The following is a 17,128-nucleotide window of genomic DNA, read 5'->3' on the forward strand; positions in this document are numbered from 1 at the left end:
GAGGGCGGGGGTGCAATCGAGGTCACCGACAGCGACCTCGGCGAGATCCTCGTCGACGGTGAGGGCATGACGCTCTACGTGTTCGACAACGACACCGACGGGAACAGCACCTGTTACGACGACTGCGAGGCGAACTGGCCCGCGTTCACCGGTGACGTGAGCGCCGGCGACGGTGTCGACGACGGCCTGCTGGGTTCCTCCGAACGGGACGACGGCACGATGCAGGTGACCTACGATGGTCAACCGCTCTACTACTTCGCGGGCGACCAGGCCCCCGGCGACCTCAACGGCCAGGCCGTCGGTGACATCTGGTGGGTCGTCGACCCCGACGGTCAGAAGATCACCGAGGAGGTCAGCCAGGCCTCGACGTCCGACAGAGGCGGGTACTAGAACGGCTGACCATGGGCACTGGCGGCGTCGACTCGGTGCGGGCGTTGCATGACGGCTACGCCGGCCCCTTGTACGTCTTCGCCGTGCGTCGACTGGGTGACGCGCAGGCCGCCGAGGAGGTCGTGCAGGACACCCTGGTACGCGCATGGCGGGCCCGCGACCGGTACGACGCCAGCCGTGGCCCGGTCGCGGCGTGGCTGTTCGCGATCGCCCGCAACCTCGTGATCGACCGGACACGCCGCCGCGACGCACGCCCCGACGAGCAGGAACTGCCGGTCGTCGCCGACCCCGTCGACGACATCGACCGCATGCTCGAGGCGTGGCAGGTCGCGGATGCGCTGGCCGGGTTGTCCCGCGCCCACCGCGAGGCCATCTTCGCGTGCCACTACCGGGGGCACACCGTCAGCGAGGCCGCCGGCCTGCTCGGGGTGCCCGAAGGCACGGTCAAGTCCCGCCTCTACTACGGCCTGCGCGCGCTGCGGCTGCGCCTCGAGGAGATGGGGGTGGTCGGATGACTCCCGAGCACACCCAGCAACGCGAGGCGCTCGCCGCGTACGTCGTCGGATCCCTCGACCCTGCGGCACGCCGTGCCCTCGAGCAGCACATCCGCGACTGCCGCGACTGTGCCGACGAACTGGCCCGGCTCACGCCACTGCCCGGTCTGCTCGGTCGGGTCAGCGAGGAGGAGGCGCGCAGCGACCTGCTCGTGCCGGCCCGTGACCTGCTCGACGGTGTCATCCTGCGGCTCGCGGAGCACGAGCGGACGCTGCGCCGTCAGGTTCGGCGCTGGCGGGTGGTCGCGATCGCGGCGTGCATCGCCGCCGCGGTGGTCGCCGTCGTCGCGGCGGAGCCGTGGGCATCTGAGCCTGACCGCGTCGTCGTCGTGGCGGAACCGGTCACGTCGGCGGCAGAGGCGACCACCGGCGAGGTCGCGGCGATCGCGTGGGAGTGGGGCACCACGGTGGAGCTCGCCGCCGCGGATCTTCCACGCCGTGACGGCTACGTCCTGTGGGCGGTCGCCGACGACGGGCGCCGTGAGCGCGCGGGTTCATGGGGGCAGACCGCCTCCGGCAACGCGAAGGTCCGCGGAGCGAGCTCGATCGCACGCTCGGACCTCGCGCGCGTCGAGGTGACCGACCGCGACGGTCAGGTCATCCTCGTCTTCGAGTTGTCGGACGAGGACCGCGAGACGGCGAGGCAGTGGTGAGCGGCCGTGGCGCCGGACGCGCCATGACGGCCACGGTCGGATCCCTCACTCCGTGGCGCAGATCTGCGGGACGATCGAGCGTTCGGCGACCGCCGACGTCCACGCGACCAGCCGGGCGTCGCCGGGCAGCGTGAGCGTCGCCCCCTCGATCGGAGGCTCGTCGCCGTCCGCGAAGGTGCTCTTGGCGAACAGCTTGCGCTCGCCGTTGCGCTCGGCGACCGTCACGAACTCGTCGCCGTCGGGGGCGCCGGCGACCGACAGGTGCGTCCAGTCACTGGGCGGTACCGCCGGGCACGCCCACAGGCGGTCGAGTTCGTCGATCTCGACCCGGACCAGCGTGTTGCCCTCCCCTGCGGGATCCGCGATCGCGATCAGCGTGCGGTCGTCGAGCCACGCGGCCGGTCGCACCGTCACGGCGGCAATTCCCGCACGGCCGCCGCACAGATCTGGCGCGTCGACGAACACCTCGCAGGTCAGCCGCACCGGGTCGCCCTCATCAGCGGTGTACAGGGTGCGGGTGGTGACCGCCAGGTCGCCAATCGGGTTCGGCAGCGCCAGCTCGACGGTGTAGTGGTCGGCGCTGGGGTCACCTTGGGCGAGGATGCGGCGCTCGGCGGCGTCGAACACCGTGAATGCGACCGCGTCAGCGTTGAGCAGCGCGACCGGTGAAGGCTCGCCGCCCCCGATCGCGGCCGAGTACACCGTCTCGTCGTTGGCCGAGCGGTACCACACGGTGTCGTTGTCCGGCCCGAACACGGCCAGATCGTCGTGTGGCAGCGGGGCGTATTCCGCATCCGGTTCCGGGCTGAGCTGGCGTGGCTCCTCCCTGCCCGTCAGGTCGACCAGGTGCACGCGCTCGGCCCCCGTGGACGGCGTGCGGATCGTCACGACGGTGTGGGTGAAGTCGTCGTCGAACAAGCGCCGTGCCAGGCCGCCGACGGTGTCACAGGAGTACGCCAGTCGGCTGTGCGCCGGCAGGTCGACCTCATGATGCTTTTGGACCTCAATGTTCCCGTCCCCGTCGCCGACCCGCAGGTCGTCGTCGCTCACCTGCCACAGCTCGACCGACGGCTGGAACAGCCCGAGCACGGGCTCGTCACAGCGGGCGAAGACGAGCCCGTCGCCGACACCGGTGTAGGGCTCGCCGTCGTCGCCCACGGGCGGCAGGCCGAAGTGGATGACAAGACCCAGCGCGACCCCGATGATCGCGGCCTGCACGAACTCGCGGAGCTGGCGGCCCTGATCCCTGACGGGCTGGGGGTCGGGGGGCTGTGGCGAACTGGACCGCTCGGCGCGCGGCCTGCTCGGCTCGAACGCCCCCGCCGTCTGCTCGAAGGCCTTGGCAGCCTGCTCGAACGCCTTGGCGGTCTGCTCGAACGCCTTGGCGGCGCGATCCTGCCCGTCGTTCCCGTCCACTCGCCATCCGTTTCGCTTGGGTGCAGTATCGCGCAGACGCCGGCCCCGGGGAATGACGATCAAGGTCCACGGCCGCGGCGGCCAAGGGTGCCGCCAGCGCTGACCGCCCGTGCCTATCCTGACTACCAATGCCAGCGCCGTCGTTGTACGTCACGCCCTACGGGCGCGCCGCCGCCGTCGCACTGCGGGAGCGGATCTCCGCAGCCAAGGCCGAGGACCCCCTCCAGCCGGTCAGCGTGCTGGTGCCCACCAACTACGTCGGCGTGTCGATGCGCAGACTGCTCGCATCGGGCGCACCGGGCCCGGTCACGACCCGTGGGACGGGGATCGTCGGGCTGAGCCTGCTGACCGTGTACCGGCTGGCGGAGCTGCTGGGCGCCCCCGCGTTGGCGGCGGCCGGCCGGCGTCCCATCTCGACGCCGCTGCTCGCAGCGGTCGTGCGGGACGTGCTGCGCTCGTCGCCGGGAATCTTCGCGCCCGTGGTCGATCACCCGTCGACCGAGCAGGCCCTGGTCCGGGCCTACCGCGAGCTGTCACAGCTGACGCCGGACGCGCTCGACCGGCTGGCGTCATCGCCCTTGACGCGTGTGCGGCACGTGCTGCGCATCCATCGCCGCGTGCGGGCGCGGCTGGCGTCCGACTGGTACGACGAGGCGGACCTGATGGGCGCCGCCGCCGATGCCGTGCGCGCCGGTTCGTCGGTGCTGGAGGACCTCGGCACGGTGATCGTCCACCTGCCGCAGGAGCTCACGGTCGCGTCCGGCGCGTTGCTCGCCACGCTGGCGGAGGCGGCACCCGTGGAGGTCATCGCGGGCATGACCGGAGCCGCGGACGCTGACGCCGACGTCCTCACGTCGTTGCGGCGGCTGGGGGTGGCTGAACCCGCGCCGGTGCCGTCAGCGCCGCCCGCGGTCGATGAGATCGTGTCGGTCTCCGATGCCGAGGAGGAGGCGCGGACCGCGGTCGAGCGCGTGTGCGCGGCCGCCAACGAGGGCGTCCCGCTGGCGCGCATCGCCGTCACCTACCCCCAGCCGGAGCCCTACGCACGGATCCTGCACGAGCAGCTCGCCGCGGCCGGCGTCGCGTGCAACGGCGACGCGGTCCGGCCCCTGGCCGACCGCGTGGTCGGGCGCTGGCTGCTCGACCTGCTGGCGCTCCCCGAGCACGACTTCGCGCGCCCCGCCGTCATGGGGCTGCTCACCTGCGCGCCGGTGGTCTCGGCACGCGGCGGGCGCCTGCCCACGACCACGTGGGAGCGCATCAGCCGTGACGCCGGCGTCGTCCGGGGTCGCCGTGAGTGGGCGGACCGCCTGGAGCGCCACGCTGCGTGGTACGCGCAACGCGCGGACCGCCCCGACCCGGACGCGCCGGACTGGCTCCCCGACAGCGACCGGCGCGCGGCCGAGCGCGCCCGGCACCTGGCGGCGACCGTCGACGAGCTCGGTCGCGAGCTCGACCGGGCGCGCCGCCTCGACCGGTGGGGTGCTCTCGCGGCCTGGGCGCGTGGCATGGTCACGCGTTGGATCGCCCGCCGGCGTGACGCGTGGCCGTCGATCGAGCGGGACGCCGCCGACCGCGTCGATGCGGCGCTGGACCGGCTCGCGGGCCTCGACGACGCCGAGCCGTCCACGGACCTGGAGACCTTCGCACGGGCACTGGCGGCCGAGCTGGACGACGATCTCGGCCGCGTGGGCCGGCTGGGGGAGGGCGTCCTGGTCGGCACGCCCGCGTCGGTGCTCGGCGTCGACCTCGATGTCGTGGTCGTGCTGGGCATGGCGGAGGGACTGACGCCCACCCGACCACGTGAGGACTCCCTGCTGCCGGATGTCGCGCGACGCACGGTCGACGGCCAGTTGCGCCCACGTGACGAGCGGGCAGGCGTCGAGCGCCGCCACCTGCTGGCGACGCTGGCCGCGGCGCGTGAGCGGCGCGTGCTGGTCTTCCCACGCGGCGATCTGCGGCGCAGTGCCGAGCACGTGCCGTCGCGTTGGCTGGGTGACGCGGTGGAGCGGTTGCACGGTCACCGCACGCTGCCGACGTCGGCGCCCTGGTTGACGACCGTGCCGTCGTTCGCCGGACGGATGCGGACCGTGGATGAGCCCGCCACGGCGCGGCAGTACGCGCTGCGCACGTTGGCGGACGCGGCGGTCGGCACGCGGCCGGTCGGTGTGCTGCCCGCGGCCGACGTGGTCGACGCGCCCCTGGCGCGTGCCGCGGAGGTCGTGCGCCAACGCGCCGCCGGCGAGTTCGGCCGATTCACCGGCCGCCTGCGGGGCGCGGCGGCACGGTTGGTGGCCGCGCACCTCGACACCCGCGCAGCGTCGGCGACGGCGCTCGAGCAGTACCTCGACTGCCCCCACGCGTACCTGCTGCGCCACGTGCTGCGCGTCAGCCGGATCGACAACCCCGAGGAACTGCTGCGCATCTCACCGCTCGAGCGGGGCTCGCTGGTGCATGATGTGCTCGACCGCTGGTTGACGCAGCGCATCGCGGAGGGCGCGCCGCGTCCCGATCAGCCATGGCCACAGGACGCCGTCGCCGCGCTCGCGACACTGGCCGATGCCGCACTCGATGACGCCGAGCGGCGCGGGGTCACTGGCCACCGGCTGCTGTGGAGCCTCGACCGCGCGCGCATCGCCGCGGACCTCGCCGAGTTCGTCGCCCGTGACACCGAACGTCGCCGCCGGCACGGTCTCGTGCCCGACGTGACCGAGTTGGCCTTCGGGTTCGCGTCCGGGCAGCCGGAGCTGGAGATCGCCGTCGGCCCGGACCGCCGGCTGCGGGTCCGGGGCTTCGTCGACCGGGTGGATGTGGCGGCTGACGGCGCGGTGTACGTGGCCGACTACAAGACGGGCAGGTCCTCGCGCTACCGCGACCTCGCCGACGACCCGTTCGGAGGCGGGCTGAGGCTGCAGTTGCCCATCTACGGCCTCGCCGCGCGGGAACGGCACGGCGGCGCACCGCGGGTGTACGCCGAGTACTGGTTCATCACCCACGAGGGGGACGGCGCGCGGATCGTGCACGAGCTGACCGACGAGGTGCACACGCGCCTGCGGGAGGCGCTGCGCCTCGTCGTCGACGGCATCAGCGACGGCGTGTTCCCGATGCGCCCGCCGGAGAGGCCGTCGTACGGCTATGTGCGCTGTGAGTACTGCGATCCCGACGGCCTCGGTACGACCGAGCTGCGGCGGACATGGGAGCGCGTGCGTTCCGACCCCGCGTTGCGTGACTACGTGGCCCTGGTCGAGCCCGAGGCCGTCACCCGGACCGCGACGCCCGTTGGAGCTTCGACGTGAGCGCGACCACCCGCGCGCCCGACCTGGTCGACGACGCGGCCCGTGCGCGCCTGCGCGACGAGCTCGACACGACCCTGTTCGTCGAGGCCGGCGCGGGTTCGGGCAAGACACGGTCATTGGTGGACCGTGTGCTCGCGCTCGTGCGGTCCGGCGTCGAGATGCGTGCGATCGCCGCCATCACCTTCACCGAGAAGGCCGCGACCGAGCTGCGCGACCGCATCCGCAGCCGGCTCGTGCAGGCGGCCGGCGACCCGGACGATCCGGACGCCCCGCAGCTGCGGCTCGCGCTCGACCAGATCGATGCGGCCGCGATCTCGACACTGCACGCGTTCGCGCAGCGGATCCTCACCGAGCACCCGATCGAGGCAGGCCTGCCCCCCAACGTCGACGTGCTCGACGAGGTCGGCTCCCAGCTCGAGTTCGGCGAACGCTGGCGGCGATTCCGCGAGCGGCTCCTCGACGCGCCGCAGCTGCGACGCACGCTGCTCCTGCTGTTCAGCGCCGGCGTCCGCCTCGACGACCTGCGGCACCTCGCAGGGGTGCTCGAGGACAACTGGGATGTGGTCGCCGATCCAGCGCGCCTGCCGTGGGGCCGTGCCGAGCCCCCGGTGCTGGACGTCGCTCCGCTGGTCGCGGCGTTCGACGAGCTGCTCGCGCGGTGCGACGAGTGCACCGCCGATGCCGACAAGTTGCTGGCACACCTGACCGGTCCCATCGCCGAGCACGCCGCGCGCCTGCGCGCCGCCACCGACGAGTTCGAGCTGCTGACGCTCCTGCGGGACCCGGACGTGAAGTTCCCGAAGAACCTGGGCCGAAGGACGAACTGGTCGGACAAGCAGGCGGTCGTCGACGCGCTCCGAGCGGTCGGCGCGCGGCGGGCCGGCCTCGCCGACGAGGTGGCGGGATCGGCGCTGCGACGGATCGCAGTGGAGATCGCGGACTTCACGCGGGAATCGGCCGAGCAGCGGCGGGCCGGCGGCCGGCTGGAGTTCCACGACCTGCTCGTCATGGCCCGCGGGCTCCTGCGCGATCCGGACCACGGCTGGGCCGTCCGCAGGCAGCTGCGCGACCGCTACCAGCGGCTCCTGCTGGACGAGTTCCAGGACACCGATCCCATCCAGATCGAGCTCGCGGTCCTGATCGCCTCCGGCGACCCGGACGCGGGACGGCGGCCGTGGGACCGGGTGGCGACCGACCCGGGCCGGCTGTTCTTCGTCGGCGATCCCAAGCAGTCGATCTACCGGTTCCGTCGCGCTGACGTCGACGTCTTCCTACGGACCCGTGACGTGCTCGGCGACCCGGTGGTGTCGTTGACGACCAACTTCCGGTCCTCGCCGGCCGTGATCGCATGGGTCAACCACACGTTCGGGCGACTGATCACCGCCCAGCAGGGGTCGCAGCCGACGTACGACCCGTTGGACGCCGCGCCCGACAGGTCCGCGGCCCCGACCGGCCCGGGCGTCGCGCTGCTCGGAACCGCGCTGCACACCGACGATCCCGACGCCGACGCGCTGCGGGCGCGCGAGGCGGCCGACGTCGCGACCGCCGTGCGCGCGGCGCTCGACTGGCAGGTCTCGTACGTCGAGCGGGGTCGCGGGGCGTGGCGTCCGGCGGTCCCGGGCGACATCGCCGTGCTGCTGCCGGCGCGGACATCGCTCGCCGCCCTCGAACGCGCCCTCGATGCCGAGGACATCGCCTACCGCGCCGAGACAAGTTCGCTGGTCTACTCGACACGTGAGGTCCGGGAGCTGCTGGCGACCGTCCGCGCGCTTGCGGATCCGACGGATCAGCTGGCGCTGGTGACCGCGCTGCGCTCACCGCTGTTCGCGTGCGGTGACGACGATCTCGTCACCTATCGCCTCGGGATGGCGGGTGCGCTGAGCGTCATCGCGCCGGAGCGTGACGACCTTCCGACCGATCATCCGGTGGTCGCGTCGCTCGCGTACCTGCGCGGGCTGTACGACGAGCTCGTGTGGCTCACACCGTCGGAGGTCCTCGAACGCATCGTGCGCGACCGGCGGCTGTTCGAGCTGGGGTACGCCTACCACCGTCCGCGCGATCTGTGGCGTCGCATGCGCTTCGTGATCGATCAGGCCAGAGCCTGGAGTGCGGCCGAGGCCGGCACGTTGCGCCAGTACGTCGAGTGGGCTCGGATGCAGGCGTCGGAGACCACGCGTGTCGCCGAGACGATCCTGCCGGAGACCGACGACGACTCGGTGCGGATCATGACGATCCACGCGGCGAAAGGGCTCGAGTTCCCGATCGTGGTGCTGTCGGGCATGACCACGCGGTTCAGCGGCCGGCACGCGCGGGTTCGCGTCAGCTTCCCACCCGACGGCGCGGTGGGCCTCAAGGTGGGTCGTGACCTGTCGACACCGGAGTTCGAGGAGTTCAAGCCGGTCGATGAGCAGATGGACCACCATGAGAAGCTGCGCCTGCTGTACGTCGCGAGCACCCGCGCCCGCGACCACCTGGTCGTGTCGGTGCATCGCAGGCGGCGCAACCTGCCGGCTGATCGGCAGCGGTGGACGGGCGCGGAGCTGGTCGCGGACGCGGCCGACGGTGCCGGGCACGCAGTCGGCGTCGCGCCCAGGGTCCGTCAACTGGTGCTGCCCGAGCCGCGCCCGGCGCCGCCGCCCCTGCCCCCACTGGCCGAGTGGGCCTCGCGGCGGGAGCAGGCGCTCGCCGACGCCGGCCGGCCCCGGACCGTCGGTGCGAGCGACGTGACGCTGCCCGCCGACGGCGACCTCGACGACGAGGCGGCGGCCGGTGTCGACAAGCAGCCGCGCGATCTCGATCTCGCTCCGTGGTTGCGCGGCCGCTACGGCACGGCGATCGGCCGCGCCGTGCACGCCGTGCTCCAGACGATCGACCTGTCGACCGGCGCGGGGCTGGCCGAGGCAGCGGCGGCACAGGCCGCCGCGGAGGGTGTGATCGGACGCGAGGCCGACGTCGAACGGCTCGCCGGCGCCGCACTCGAGGCGCCGGCGGTCCGCGAGGCGGTCACCTGCCCGCGCTGGCGTGAGACCTTCGTCGCGACCACCGTGGGGGGCCGCACGCTCGAGGGGTACGTCGACCTGCTGTACCGCTGTGATGAGGGGCTGGTGATCGTCGACTACAAGACCGCGTCGTCGTCGGCTGACCTCGACGCGCGGGTCGACGGCTACCGCGCGCAGGGCGGCTCGTACGCGGTCGCTGTCGAGGCGGCAACCGGCGAAGCGGTGGCGCGCGTGGTGTTCGTGTTCCTCACGCCGGACGGCGTCGTGGAGCGGACGCTGCCCCGTCTGCGCGCGGCGATGCGTGCCGTCCGTCGGGCGGTTGCCGCCTCGTGACGGACACGAAGGTCACACCGCGCACCCGCGCCCGGCGACGGGCGGCACGCGCCCGACAGCGGCGGGACCGGGTCATCGGTGTGGTCGCGCAGGTGGTGGCGGCGGTCGTGGCGCTCGCCGTGCTCGGCGGGGTTCTGTCAGGCGGTCAGTGGCCGTGGGTGCTCGCGACCTATCTCCGCTGGCCGCAGACGATCGTCATGCTCGCCGTCGCGGCGACGCTGCTGAGGCTGGGGTGGTGGCGTTCCGGTGTGCCCGCGGCGGTCGCCGCCGCCGGCATGGTGGCGAGCCTCGTCGCGCCGTTGCAGGCACTGGAGACCGTCGACGCGGCGCGCTCCGAGACGTTGCGCATCGCCGTGCACAACACCGGCGTCGAGGCCGGCGACGCCGACGCCTTCGCCAGCGCGATCAGCGACGCCGACGCCGATCTGGTCGTCCTGCTCGAGAGCGAGGACATCGCCGGCGAGCTCGATCGACGCCTGAACCGGCATGCGCTGCTGACCGCGTCGGCGCCTGCTGACGCCGCGACCGCGCCCCCGGTCGTGCTCGCGCGCGGGGCATGGCCGGCCTCGGTCGTGCCGGTTGACGGTGGACGGCCCGCCACCATCGTCCGCGCCGAGATCGCGGGTCAGCCGCTCGACGTCGTCGCGTTCCATCCGCTGCCCCCGCTGGTCGAGCGATGGGCCGACAGCCACCGCCGGTCGATCGCCGCGCTGGTCGAGGGTGTGCTGCCACGGAAGGTTCCGCACGTGCTGGCGTGTGACTGCAACACCACGCCGTGGTCACCGTCGATGCGCCGTCTGCTCGACGCCGGCCTGCGCGGCCCCACCGTGCTGCCGACGTTCGGCGCGCCCGCGGTCGGCATCCCGCTCGACCATGTGCTGCTCAGCGACGGGGTGCACGCGGTCGCACGGGAGCACGCGGCGTTCTCAGGCAGCGATCACCGGATGATCGTCACGGAGGTCACCCTGACGCCACGCGAGACGGCCGGGTCCGGTTGACCCGTCGCCGGCGTCACCCCCAAGCTGCTCCGCGATCAGCGCAGTGCGCCTGCGACCCGCATGACGTCGTCGATCTGGCTGCGTGCGATGTCCACGTCCGCCGCCGGGAACAGCGCGACATCGTCGGCGCCGGCCTCGTGCAGTGCCGCGACGTGCGCCACCGCGTCGTCGAGGGTGCCGATGGCGCCGATCTCACCCCACCAGTCGACCGGCATGTCCGTGATCCCGGCGTCGCCGCGCCGTTCCCAGCGCTCGACCAGGTCGTCAATGTGCGGATGCGCGCGGATGTTGGCTGTCGGCGACGCCAGCAGCTGCGCCACGAACGGTGTCATGATGCGACGGGCGTCGCGCGGGTCGTCCGTGACACACAGCGCGGTGAACGCCGACACGCGGAACGGGTGCGGGGCACCGGCCAGCGCGATGGCCGACCGCACGTAGCTGGGGCCGGCGCCCTCGGCCAGGACCAGCCCGTCGGCGACACGACCGGCCAGCGCCAGCGACCTGGGTCCCCGAACGCCCGCGAGCACGGGTGGAACCGGGTCGGGCGGCTGCTCCAGCGCCACCGCGTCCAGCGTCACGTGGCTGCCATGGGCGGTCACCGTCTCACCGCGCAGCAGGCGCCGGACGGCCGTCAGCACCTCCTCGAGCGTGGTCAGCGGCGACGCCGGACGCGCGCCCATCTGCCCCATCCACTCCTGCACGCCGTGGCCGATGCCGGCGATGAGGCGACCGGGGGCCAGACCCGCCAGCGTGGCGATCTCCATGGCGGTCACGGCCGGGTTGCGGGCGACCGCCGGCAGGATGCCCATGCCGACCGTGAGATCGGCGGTCCGTGTCAGCGCGGCCGCGGCCAGGACGATGCCGGTCGTGTGGAAGACGTCCTCGATCACCCACAACTGGTCGATGCCGGCCGCCTCGAGCCGCGTCCCGAACTCCGGGGCGACCTTCGGCGGGAACGTCCGGTCGAAGCACATGCCGATGCGCAGGTCCATGGACCCGGACCCTACCCGGGCAGCGGTCAGGCGATGGCGCAGGACCCGTCGGCGCACGCGCGCGGGTCGTGACCGCGGTGCGCGGCGTCGTCGGCGTCCACGGGGTCCGCGTGGGCGTCCCGGGTGGCCTCGCGCACCTGCGTCAGCGCCTGCCGCAGCACGTCGGACGGCTGGGCTCCCGACACGCCGTACCGGCCGTCGATGACGAAGAACGGGACGCCGGTGATGCCGTGGGCGCGGGCCTGCCGCTCGTCGGCACGGACCGCGTCCGCGTAGGCATCGCCCGCGAGCGTGTCGCGCACCCGGGTGTCGTCGAGTCCGGCGTCGGACGCGAGGCGGCGCAACGCGTCGTGCGTCCCGATCGCCGCGCCCTCTGACAGGTAGCCCGTCAGCAGGCGGTCCTTGAGCGCGTGCTGCACGCCGTGGTCGCCGGCGAGGTGCAGCAGGCGGTGGGCGTCGAACGTGTTGCCCGGCCGGGCGTTGGCGAAGTCGAAGGTCAGTCCCTCTGCTGCGGCCTGCGCCGTCATGCGGTCGATCATCGCCCGGGCCTGCGCGGTCGACGTCCGGTACCTGGCTGCCAGCCGGTCGACGTAGGCACCGTCGACGACACGTGGCGCGGTCGGGTCCAACTCGAAGCTGCGGTACCGCACGGTGATCTTGTCCCCACCGCCCATGCCCGCGAGCGCCCGCTCGAAGCGGACCTTGCCTATCGCACACCACGGGCAGACCACGTCGGACCAGATCTCGACCCGCACCGGCACTCCTTCCGCCGTCGTCGACACCTCTGCCAACGCGCCGGCCCCGTCGCTCCTTCCCGTTTCGCTCATCTGTCGCGTCTGTGGGCCGTTGGAGATCGTTGCTTTTCGCGCACTGATCGCTAGCCTCCGCGAGGATCCCGCAGTCGGTGCCACAGGGGAGCGCGGATGTGGGTGTCGACGGTGCGCGGAACGGGGCGCCGGGTGCGGACGAATGGGGTGGATCATTGCCCGATACCGCTGAGATGCGGCACGGTGGGAGCCAGACGCTCCTCTCGCGACGGCAGATCCTGACCGGGACCTCCGTCGGCATCGGTGCGACCCTGCTGTTCCATCATACGGCTCGCAACCGGGTCGATCTGCCACCCTCGCCACGGCCGACACCGCCGCCATCGGTGGCCGCACCTCCGAGGTCGCCGGCGGAGGCCGCGGGGGCGACGGGAGGCGCAGCCGAAGGTGGCGCCGCGACGCAGGCACCATCGATGCCGGCCGTCGCCGCCACCCCGACGGCGATCCACCGGTCGCAGCTGTCCGACCGGGGCCAGCCCCGCGCCGTCGCCAAGGGCGCGCGTGGCGTCCTGGTGATGGGGATGTCCGACGACGGGGAGCCGCTGGGCTGGCTCACCGACGACGGCCGGCAGTGGGTCGAGCACACCCTCGGCGCGGCCGAGCATCAGACCCCCGAGGTCTGGGGTGTGGCCAGCTACGGCGGTGACTACGTGGCGGTCGGCGCGACGGTCGAGCGCGTGGTTCGGCGCATCGCCGAGAGCGGGATCGTCCCAGGGCCCGACACGCAGGTGACGTACATCAGTGGACGCCGCGCACCGACCGTGTGGTGGACGTCCGACTGTGTGAGCTGGTCCGGTCAGTCGTTCGAGGACGTCGTCGGCCCGCACGCGGACCTGATCGCCGTCGCCTGTGACGGAGACCGCCTGGTCGCCGTGGGCGGCATCCTCGATCACGACGGTGCCCAGACCACGCGGGGGCTGGTGCTGACGTCGACAGACGGCACGACCTGGCGGCGGGTGGACATCGACGACGACGACGCGGCGTTCAACGAGGGCGCGTTCACAGGGATCGCCGTGGGCGACGACGCCTGGTACGCGACCAGCGTCGACATCGAGGGCGGCGCCGTGTGGACGTCACCGGACGGCGAGCGCTGGACGGTCGTCGACGGTTCGCGGGACGCGTTCCGCGGGCTGACCCTGCAGGGCATCGGCGTCGACCGGGGACGCCTGCTGGTGGCGGGCGCCGGTCTGTTCGATCCCGAGCCGCACTACTTCGTTTCCCGCAACGGCGGTCGGAGCTGGCGCCGGGCGCGGCTGGACCTCGCGATGCTGGCCGGCTCCGATGCACTCGTCACCGACCTGGCCGTCATCGCCGGAGACATCGTCGTGGTCGGCACGCACCGTGGTGCACCCGTGCTCGAGGGCGGGACGCTGTATGTCGGCGACTGAGCGTGTCTACCGCACGATCGGAGGCGTGCCGCTGCGGTACGTCAGGGTGTCGCCGGCGCTGACGACCGTCTACATCCGATCGACGTCGGAGTTCGAGCACAAGCTGGACCACTTCTCCTACAGCCTCGCGAGCGCTGCGCCGGCATGGTACGGACCACTGCGGTGGATCGCGACGGCGGGTGCGTACGTGCCCAAGCCCGGCTACCACGGTCTCGGCCGTGCGTTCGACCTCGACATCGTCCGCTGGAAGAACGCGGCGTGCCGACCCATCCACGGGCATCACAACTCCACGAGGGCGCGCCGTCGACGCTACGTCGGGGTCGACGCGCTGGCCCGTCGCTGGTTCAAGTACGTGCTCGACGCCAGCTACAACTCGGCGCACCGCGACCACATCCACGTCGACGACGGCGGCGGCGCGCTGGTGTTCAACCTCAACTACCGCTCCGACACCGTGTTCGTGCAGCGCGCCGCGAACGTCATGATGGGCGCGGGGCTGGCGATCGACGGCATCTACGGACCGCTGACGCACAGAGCGTTCCGCCGCATGAAGGAGCGGATGGACATCCCGCACCGGGTGTCGTCGAGTCCCCGCATCTATCGGCGCTTCCTGTGGCGCCTGGCGGTGATGGCACTGCGCAACAAGCGCGTGTGATCAGGACCGTATGACGTCCAGTGTCGCGAACACCACCAGGTTGTCGGTGTAGCTGCCCGCCTCGCGGTCGAACGCACCTCCGCAGGTGACCAGGCGCAGCGTCGGCTCGGGTGTGGGAAAGTACACGTCGTCGGTGGGGAAGCGCGTCTTGCGGTGCTGTTCGAGGCGGTCGACGGTGAAGACCGCCACCGATCTGTCGGCGCGCCTGACGAGGATCTCGTCGCCGGGCCGCAGCCGGCTCAGGCGGTGGAACACGGCGGGCCCGGTCTTCGAGTCGACGTGACCCAGGATGACGGCCGCCCCGAGCTCGCCCGGTCGAGGACCGCCGCGGTACCAGCCCGCCCGCTGCCAGTCCCGCGGTGTCTGGATCGCGCCGTCGTCGGCGAGGTCCAGCCGTTCCAGGTCGCTGGCGATCCCCACGCTCGGCAGCCGCACACGCACCGGGGCCGTCCGCGCCTGCGAGCCATCCGGTGCGTAGTCGCGCAGGTCCGCTGCGACGCGTACCGCCGGATCGGGCTCCTCCCGCGCCTCGGCCCAACTGTCGAAGTAGCTGACCGTCCTGTCGAACGTCGCCTCCGGGACCCTGCCCAGTTGGGCGCAGCCGCTCAGCAGGACGACCAGGACGGCCAGTGCGGCGAACCGGCGGGTTGCCCCGAGGCCGGGCCTCATGACGAGTCGGACGCCATCCCGCCGCCGCCGGTCGCGGCACCGCCGCGGGGGAGGCCGTCGCGGACCGCCGCGCCCAGCGACCGCCCGAGCCGCGTCGCCGCACCGTTCATGTGGACGTAGGCGTCGTAGGCGGTCTCGTGGGCGCGCTCGTAGTCGGTGGTGACGAAGGCCGAGATCTGGTCGAGCATCTGGTACTGGTGGGTCGTCATGGCCGTGCGCATCATACGGGGCGCCACGCGGCCGTTCGTGGCACGCGCCAACGCGGGACCGAAGCTGCGCATCGTGGCGTCGAGCTTGCGCTGGAGCCGGGTGCGCTCGGCGACGTCGTCCTCGGCGACGGCCACGGTGTACTGCATCAGCAGATCGATGTGGCGGACCCAGCGGCCGTTGAAGCGCGCCGCCCGCTGCGGGCCGAGCAGCGTCCGCATGGCCCGCGTGACCTCGGTCGTGTTGTCGTCCAGCGCCGCGGCGGCGGCGCCGAACTCCGGAGAGCCGTTGGCGCCGGCACGGATGACGTCGATCGACAGTTCGACGTGCTCGTCGAGCAGCAGCGCCACCGACGACGCGATCTCCTCGCGGGGCGTGGTCGAGAGGTGGCGCGGGTCCTTGCCGGCGGCCGCGGCGGCGATCGCCGCACCCAGCGGGTACATGTTGGCGAACGCCTCGCGCTCCAGCTCGTACGCCTGTGCGAAGTCGTGCTCCCCGTACGCGTCGATCTGGAACAGCAGCAGATCGACCTGCATCTGCAGCTTCGCGGCGGCGAGGTCGATGCCCAGGCGGCCGCCGGTCGCGTCGTCGAGCAGGGCCGACTGCGACGCCACCGACTCGGTGAGCCTGTGGCGCGCCTCGTCGAGGGCCGCGTCGTCGCCGTCGCGGACCGCCGCCGCGTAGCTGAACAGGTGCCCCGTCTGCTGCTCCCACAGCGCCGCGAAGCGGCCCGCCAGCTGCTCGCCGATCGCCGGCTGCAACGTCGTGCGCAGGTCCTCGGTGTTGCGCACCAGCACCGCGTTGGCGGTCTCGACGAACTCGGGGTCGCCGGACACGGTGGCGCGCATGAAGCGGACGCTCAGAGTCGCGTGATGCGCCAGGTGCGCCTGCAGATGCGACCGCAGCTCGCGACGCTGCGCGCCGGTGGCGCCGTCGCGGGCGAACACCACGCTGGCCTCCGCCCACGGGTTGGCCGACGTGTCCCTGCGCAGCAGGCGGTCCAGGACGCCCGTCTCGCCGGTGACCATCGGGACGACGACGGCGATGAGGGCGAGGATCAGCAGGATCCGGACGATGACACCGGCGGTCGCGAGGAGCCGCGTCTTGTCGCCGTCGCCGCGTCCCACCGTTGACCGTCCTCCCCGTTACGTCCGACACAAGGGCACGGTATCGGGCGGCCGGCGCCGGCCCATCCCCGGAATTGGGTAACTCGTGAGGCGGATCGAGGTGGCGCGGGCCGCGGCGCACGACAGTCCGCCCTGCGCGCGCGGGACACGCCCGGCCGCGGCCGCGGGGGCCAGTGATCGACGGGCGTCAGACGGCTGCCGCGGCGGCCAGTGCCACGAAGCAGCACAGGGTGAGGACGGCCGTGACGACGGTCAGGTGGCGCTGCGCCATGGTCATGTCGGTGAACATCCGCTCCCGGTCGGCGCCGATGGCCTGGATCACCGGCAGCGTGCGGCCAAGCGCCACACCGGCGGCGGCGATGGCCACCTCGACGGGACGGGGGCGCAGCAGGATGATCGCGGCCCCGACCACGTAGGGGGCCGAGCCGGTCATGAAGGTCCGTACGCAAGTGCCGAGCGCGAACCCGAACTGCCAGGCACCGCGGACCGGGCCGTCCTGCAGGACCTCCCGTGGGATCTGGCGGGCCGCCTGGGGCAGCCGCACGGATATCCACTCGAGGTCACGTGCCACCGCGGCGAGGCCGATCACCAGCAGCAGCCCCACCCGCACCGGCGTGGTGATCGGTGCGA

The 17,128-nt window shown here is 72.8% G+C and carries 14 protein-coding genes; 8 read left to right on the top strand and 6 right to left on the bottom strand.

All coding sequences use genetic code 11. The features are described from left to right. From VFZ70_18575 to VFZ70_18585, 3 genes are all read left to right on the top strand, one after another. On the top strand, positions 1–390 hold a 390-nt coding region (locus VFZ70_18575; protein ID HEX6257820.1), incomplete at its 5' end, for a hypothetical protein. Positions 391–401: 11 nt separating this feature from the next. Then, positions 402–905 (top strand): sigma-70 family RNA polymerase sigma factor, encoded by a 504-nt coding sequence (locus VFZ70_18580; protein ID HEX6257821.1) that lies wholly within the window; start codon positions 402–404, stop codon positions 903–905. Continuing rightward, complete coding sequence (locus tag VFZ70_18585; protein HEX6257822.1) at positions 902–1,597, top strand: zf-HC2 domain-containing protein; 696 nt, start codon at positions 902–904, stop codon at positions 1,595–1,597. The genes VFZ70_18580 and VFZ70_18585 overlap by 4 nt, the downstream gene beginning before the upstream one ends. A gap of 45 nt (positions 1,598–1,642) precedes the next feature. On the opposite strand, the gene VFZ70_18590 is transcribed toward VFZ70_18585, so the two are convergent. Then, entirely contained in the window at positions 1,643–3,013 is a 1,371-nt protein-coding gene (locus VFZ70_18590) for a hypothetical protein (GenBank protein HEX6257823.1), read from the bottom strand. Between the two features lie 128 nt (positions 3,014–3,141). Here VFZ70_18590 and VFZ70_18595 point away from each other — a divergent pair, with 128 nt between their 5' ends. From VFZ70_18595 to VFZ70_18605, 3 genes are read left to right on the top strand one after another with little or no spacing between them, the layout of a single operon-like run. Continuing rightward, the gene (locus tag VFZ70_18595) at positions 3,142–6,309 is read left to right on the top strand and encodes a PD-(D/E)XK nuclease family protein (GenBank protein ID HEX6257824.1); all 3,168 of its coding nucleotides are present in this window, start codon (positions 3,142–3,144) and stop codon (positions 6,307–6,309) included. Beyond that, a complete protein-coding gene (locus VFZ70_18600; GenBank protein HEX6257825.1) occupies positions 6,306–9,641 on the top strand; it encodes a UvrD-helicase domain-containing protein in 3,336 nt (1,111 codons plus the stop codon). Before VFZ70_18595 ends, VFZ70_18600 begins: the two co-directional genes overlap by 4 nt. Next, positions 9,638–10,639, top strand: a complete 1,002-nt coding sequence (locus VFZ70_18605) for an endonuclease/exonuclease/phosphatase family protein (protein HEX6257826.1) — start codon at positions 9,638–9,640, stop codon at positions 10,637–10,639. The genes VFZ70_18600 and VFZ70_18605 overlap by 4 nt, the downstream gene beginning before the upstream one ends. 35 nt (positions 10,640–10,674) lie before the next feature. On the opposite strand, the gene VFZ70_18610 is transcribed toward VFZ70_18605, so the two are convergent. Together VFZ70_18610 and VFZ70_18615 are read right to left on the bottom strand one after the other, a co-directional pair. Then, positions 10,675–11,631 carry an LLM class flavin-dependent oxidoreductase gene (locus tag VFZ70_18610; protein HEX6257827.1) on the bottom strand — a complete coding sequence of 319 codons (957 nt, stop codon included), beginning with the start codon at positions 11,629–11,631 and terminating at the stop codon, positions 10,675–10,677. Positions 11,632–11,657: 26 nt separating this feature from the next. Further along, positions 11,658–12,386: a DsbA family oxidoreductase gene (locus VFZ70_18615; GenBank protein ID HEX6257828.1), complete on the bottom strand. Its 729-nt coding sequence runs from the start codon at positions 12,384–12,386 to the stop codon at positions 11,658–11,660. A gap of 482 nt (positions 12,387–12,868) precedes the next feature. Between VFZ70_18615 and VFZ70_18620 the strand changes: the two genes are divergently transcribed. Continuing rightward, positions 12,869–13,843, top strand: a complete 975-nt coding sequence (locus tag VFZ70_18620; GenBank protein ID HEX6257829.1) for a hypothetical protein — start codon at positions 12,869–12,871, stop codon at positions 13,841–13,843. Then, positions 13,830–14,495, top strand: a complete 666-nt coding sequence (locus tag VFZ70_18625) for an extensin family protein (protein HEX6257830.1) — start codon at positions 13,830–13,832, stop codon at positions 14,493–14,495. The genes VFZ70_18620 and VFZ70_18625 overlap by 14 nt, the downstream gene beginning before the upstream one ends. Here VFZ70_18625 and VFZ70_18630 read toward each other — a convergent pair whose 3' ends face one another. From VFZ70_18630 to VFZ70_18640, 3 genes are all read right to left on the bottom strand, one after another. Next, positions 14,496–15,164, bottom strand: coding sequence for a class F sortase (locus VFZ70_18630; GenBank protein HEX6257831.1), 669 nt, complete (start codon positions 15,162–15,164; stop codon positions 14,496–14,498). Then, positions 15,161–16,498, bottom strand: coding sequence for a hypothetical protein (locus VFZ70_18635; GenBank protein ID HEX6257832.1), 1,338 nt, complete (start codon positions 16,496–16,498; stop codon positions 15,161–15,163). The genes VFZ70_18630 and VFZ70_18635 overlap by 4 nt, the downstream gene beginning before the upstream one ends. A gap of 187 nt (positions 16,499–16,685) precedes the next feature. Continuing rightward, the coding region (locus tag VFZ70_18640) for a hypothetical protein (GenBank protein ID HEX6257833.1) at positions 16,686–17,128 on the bottom strand (443 nt) is incomplete at its 5' end.

This window comes from Euzebyales bacterium, assembly GCA_036374135.1.
Lineage (GTDB): Bacteria > Actinomycetota > Nitriliruptoria > Euzebyales > JAHELV01 > JAHELV01.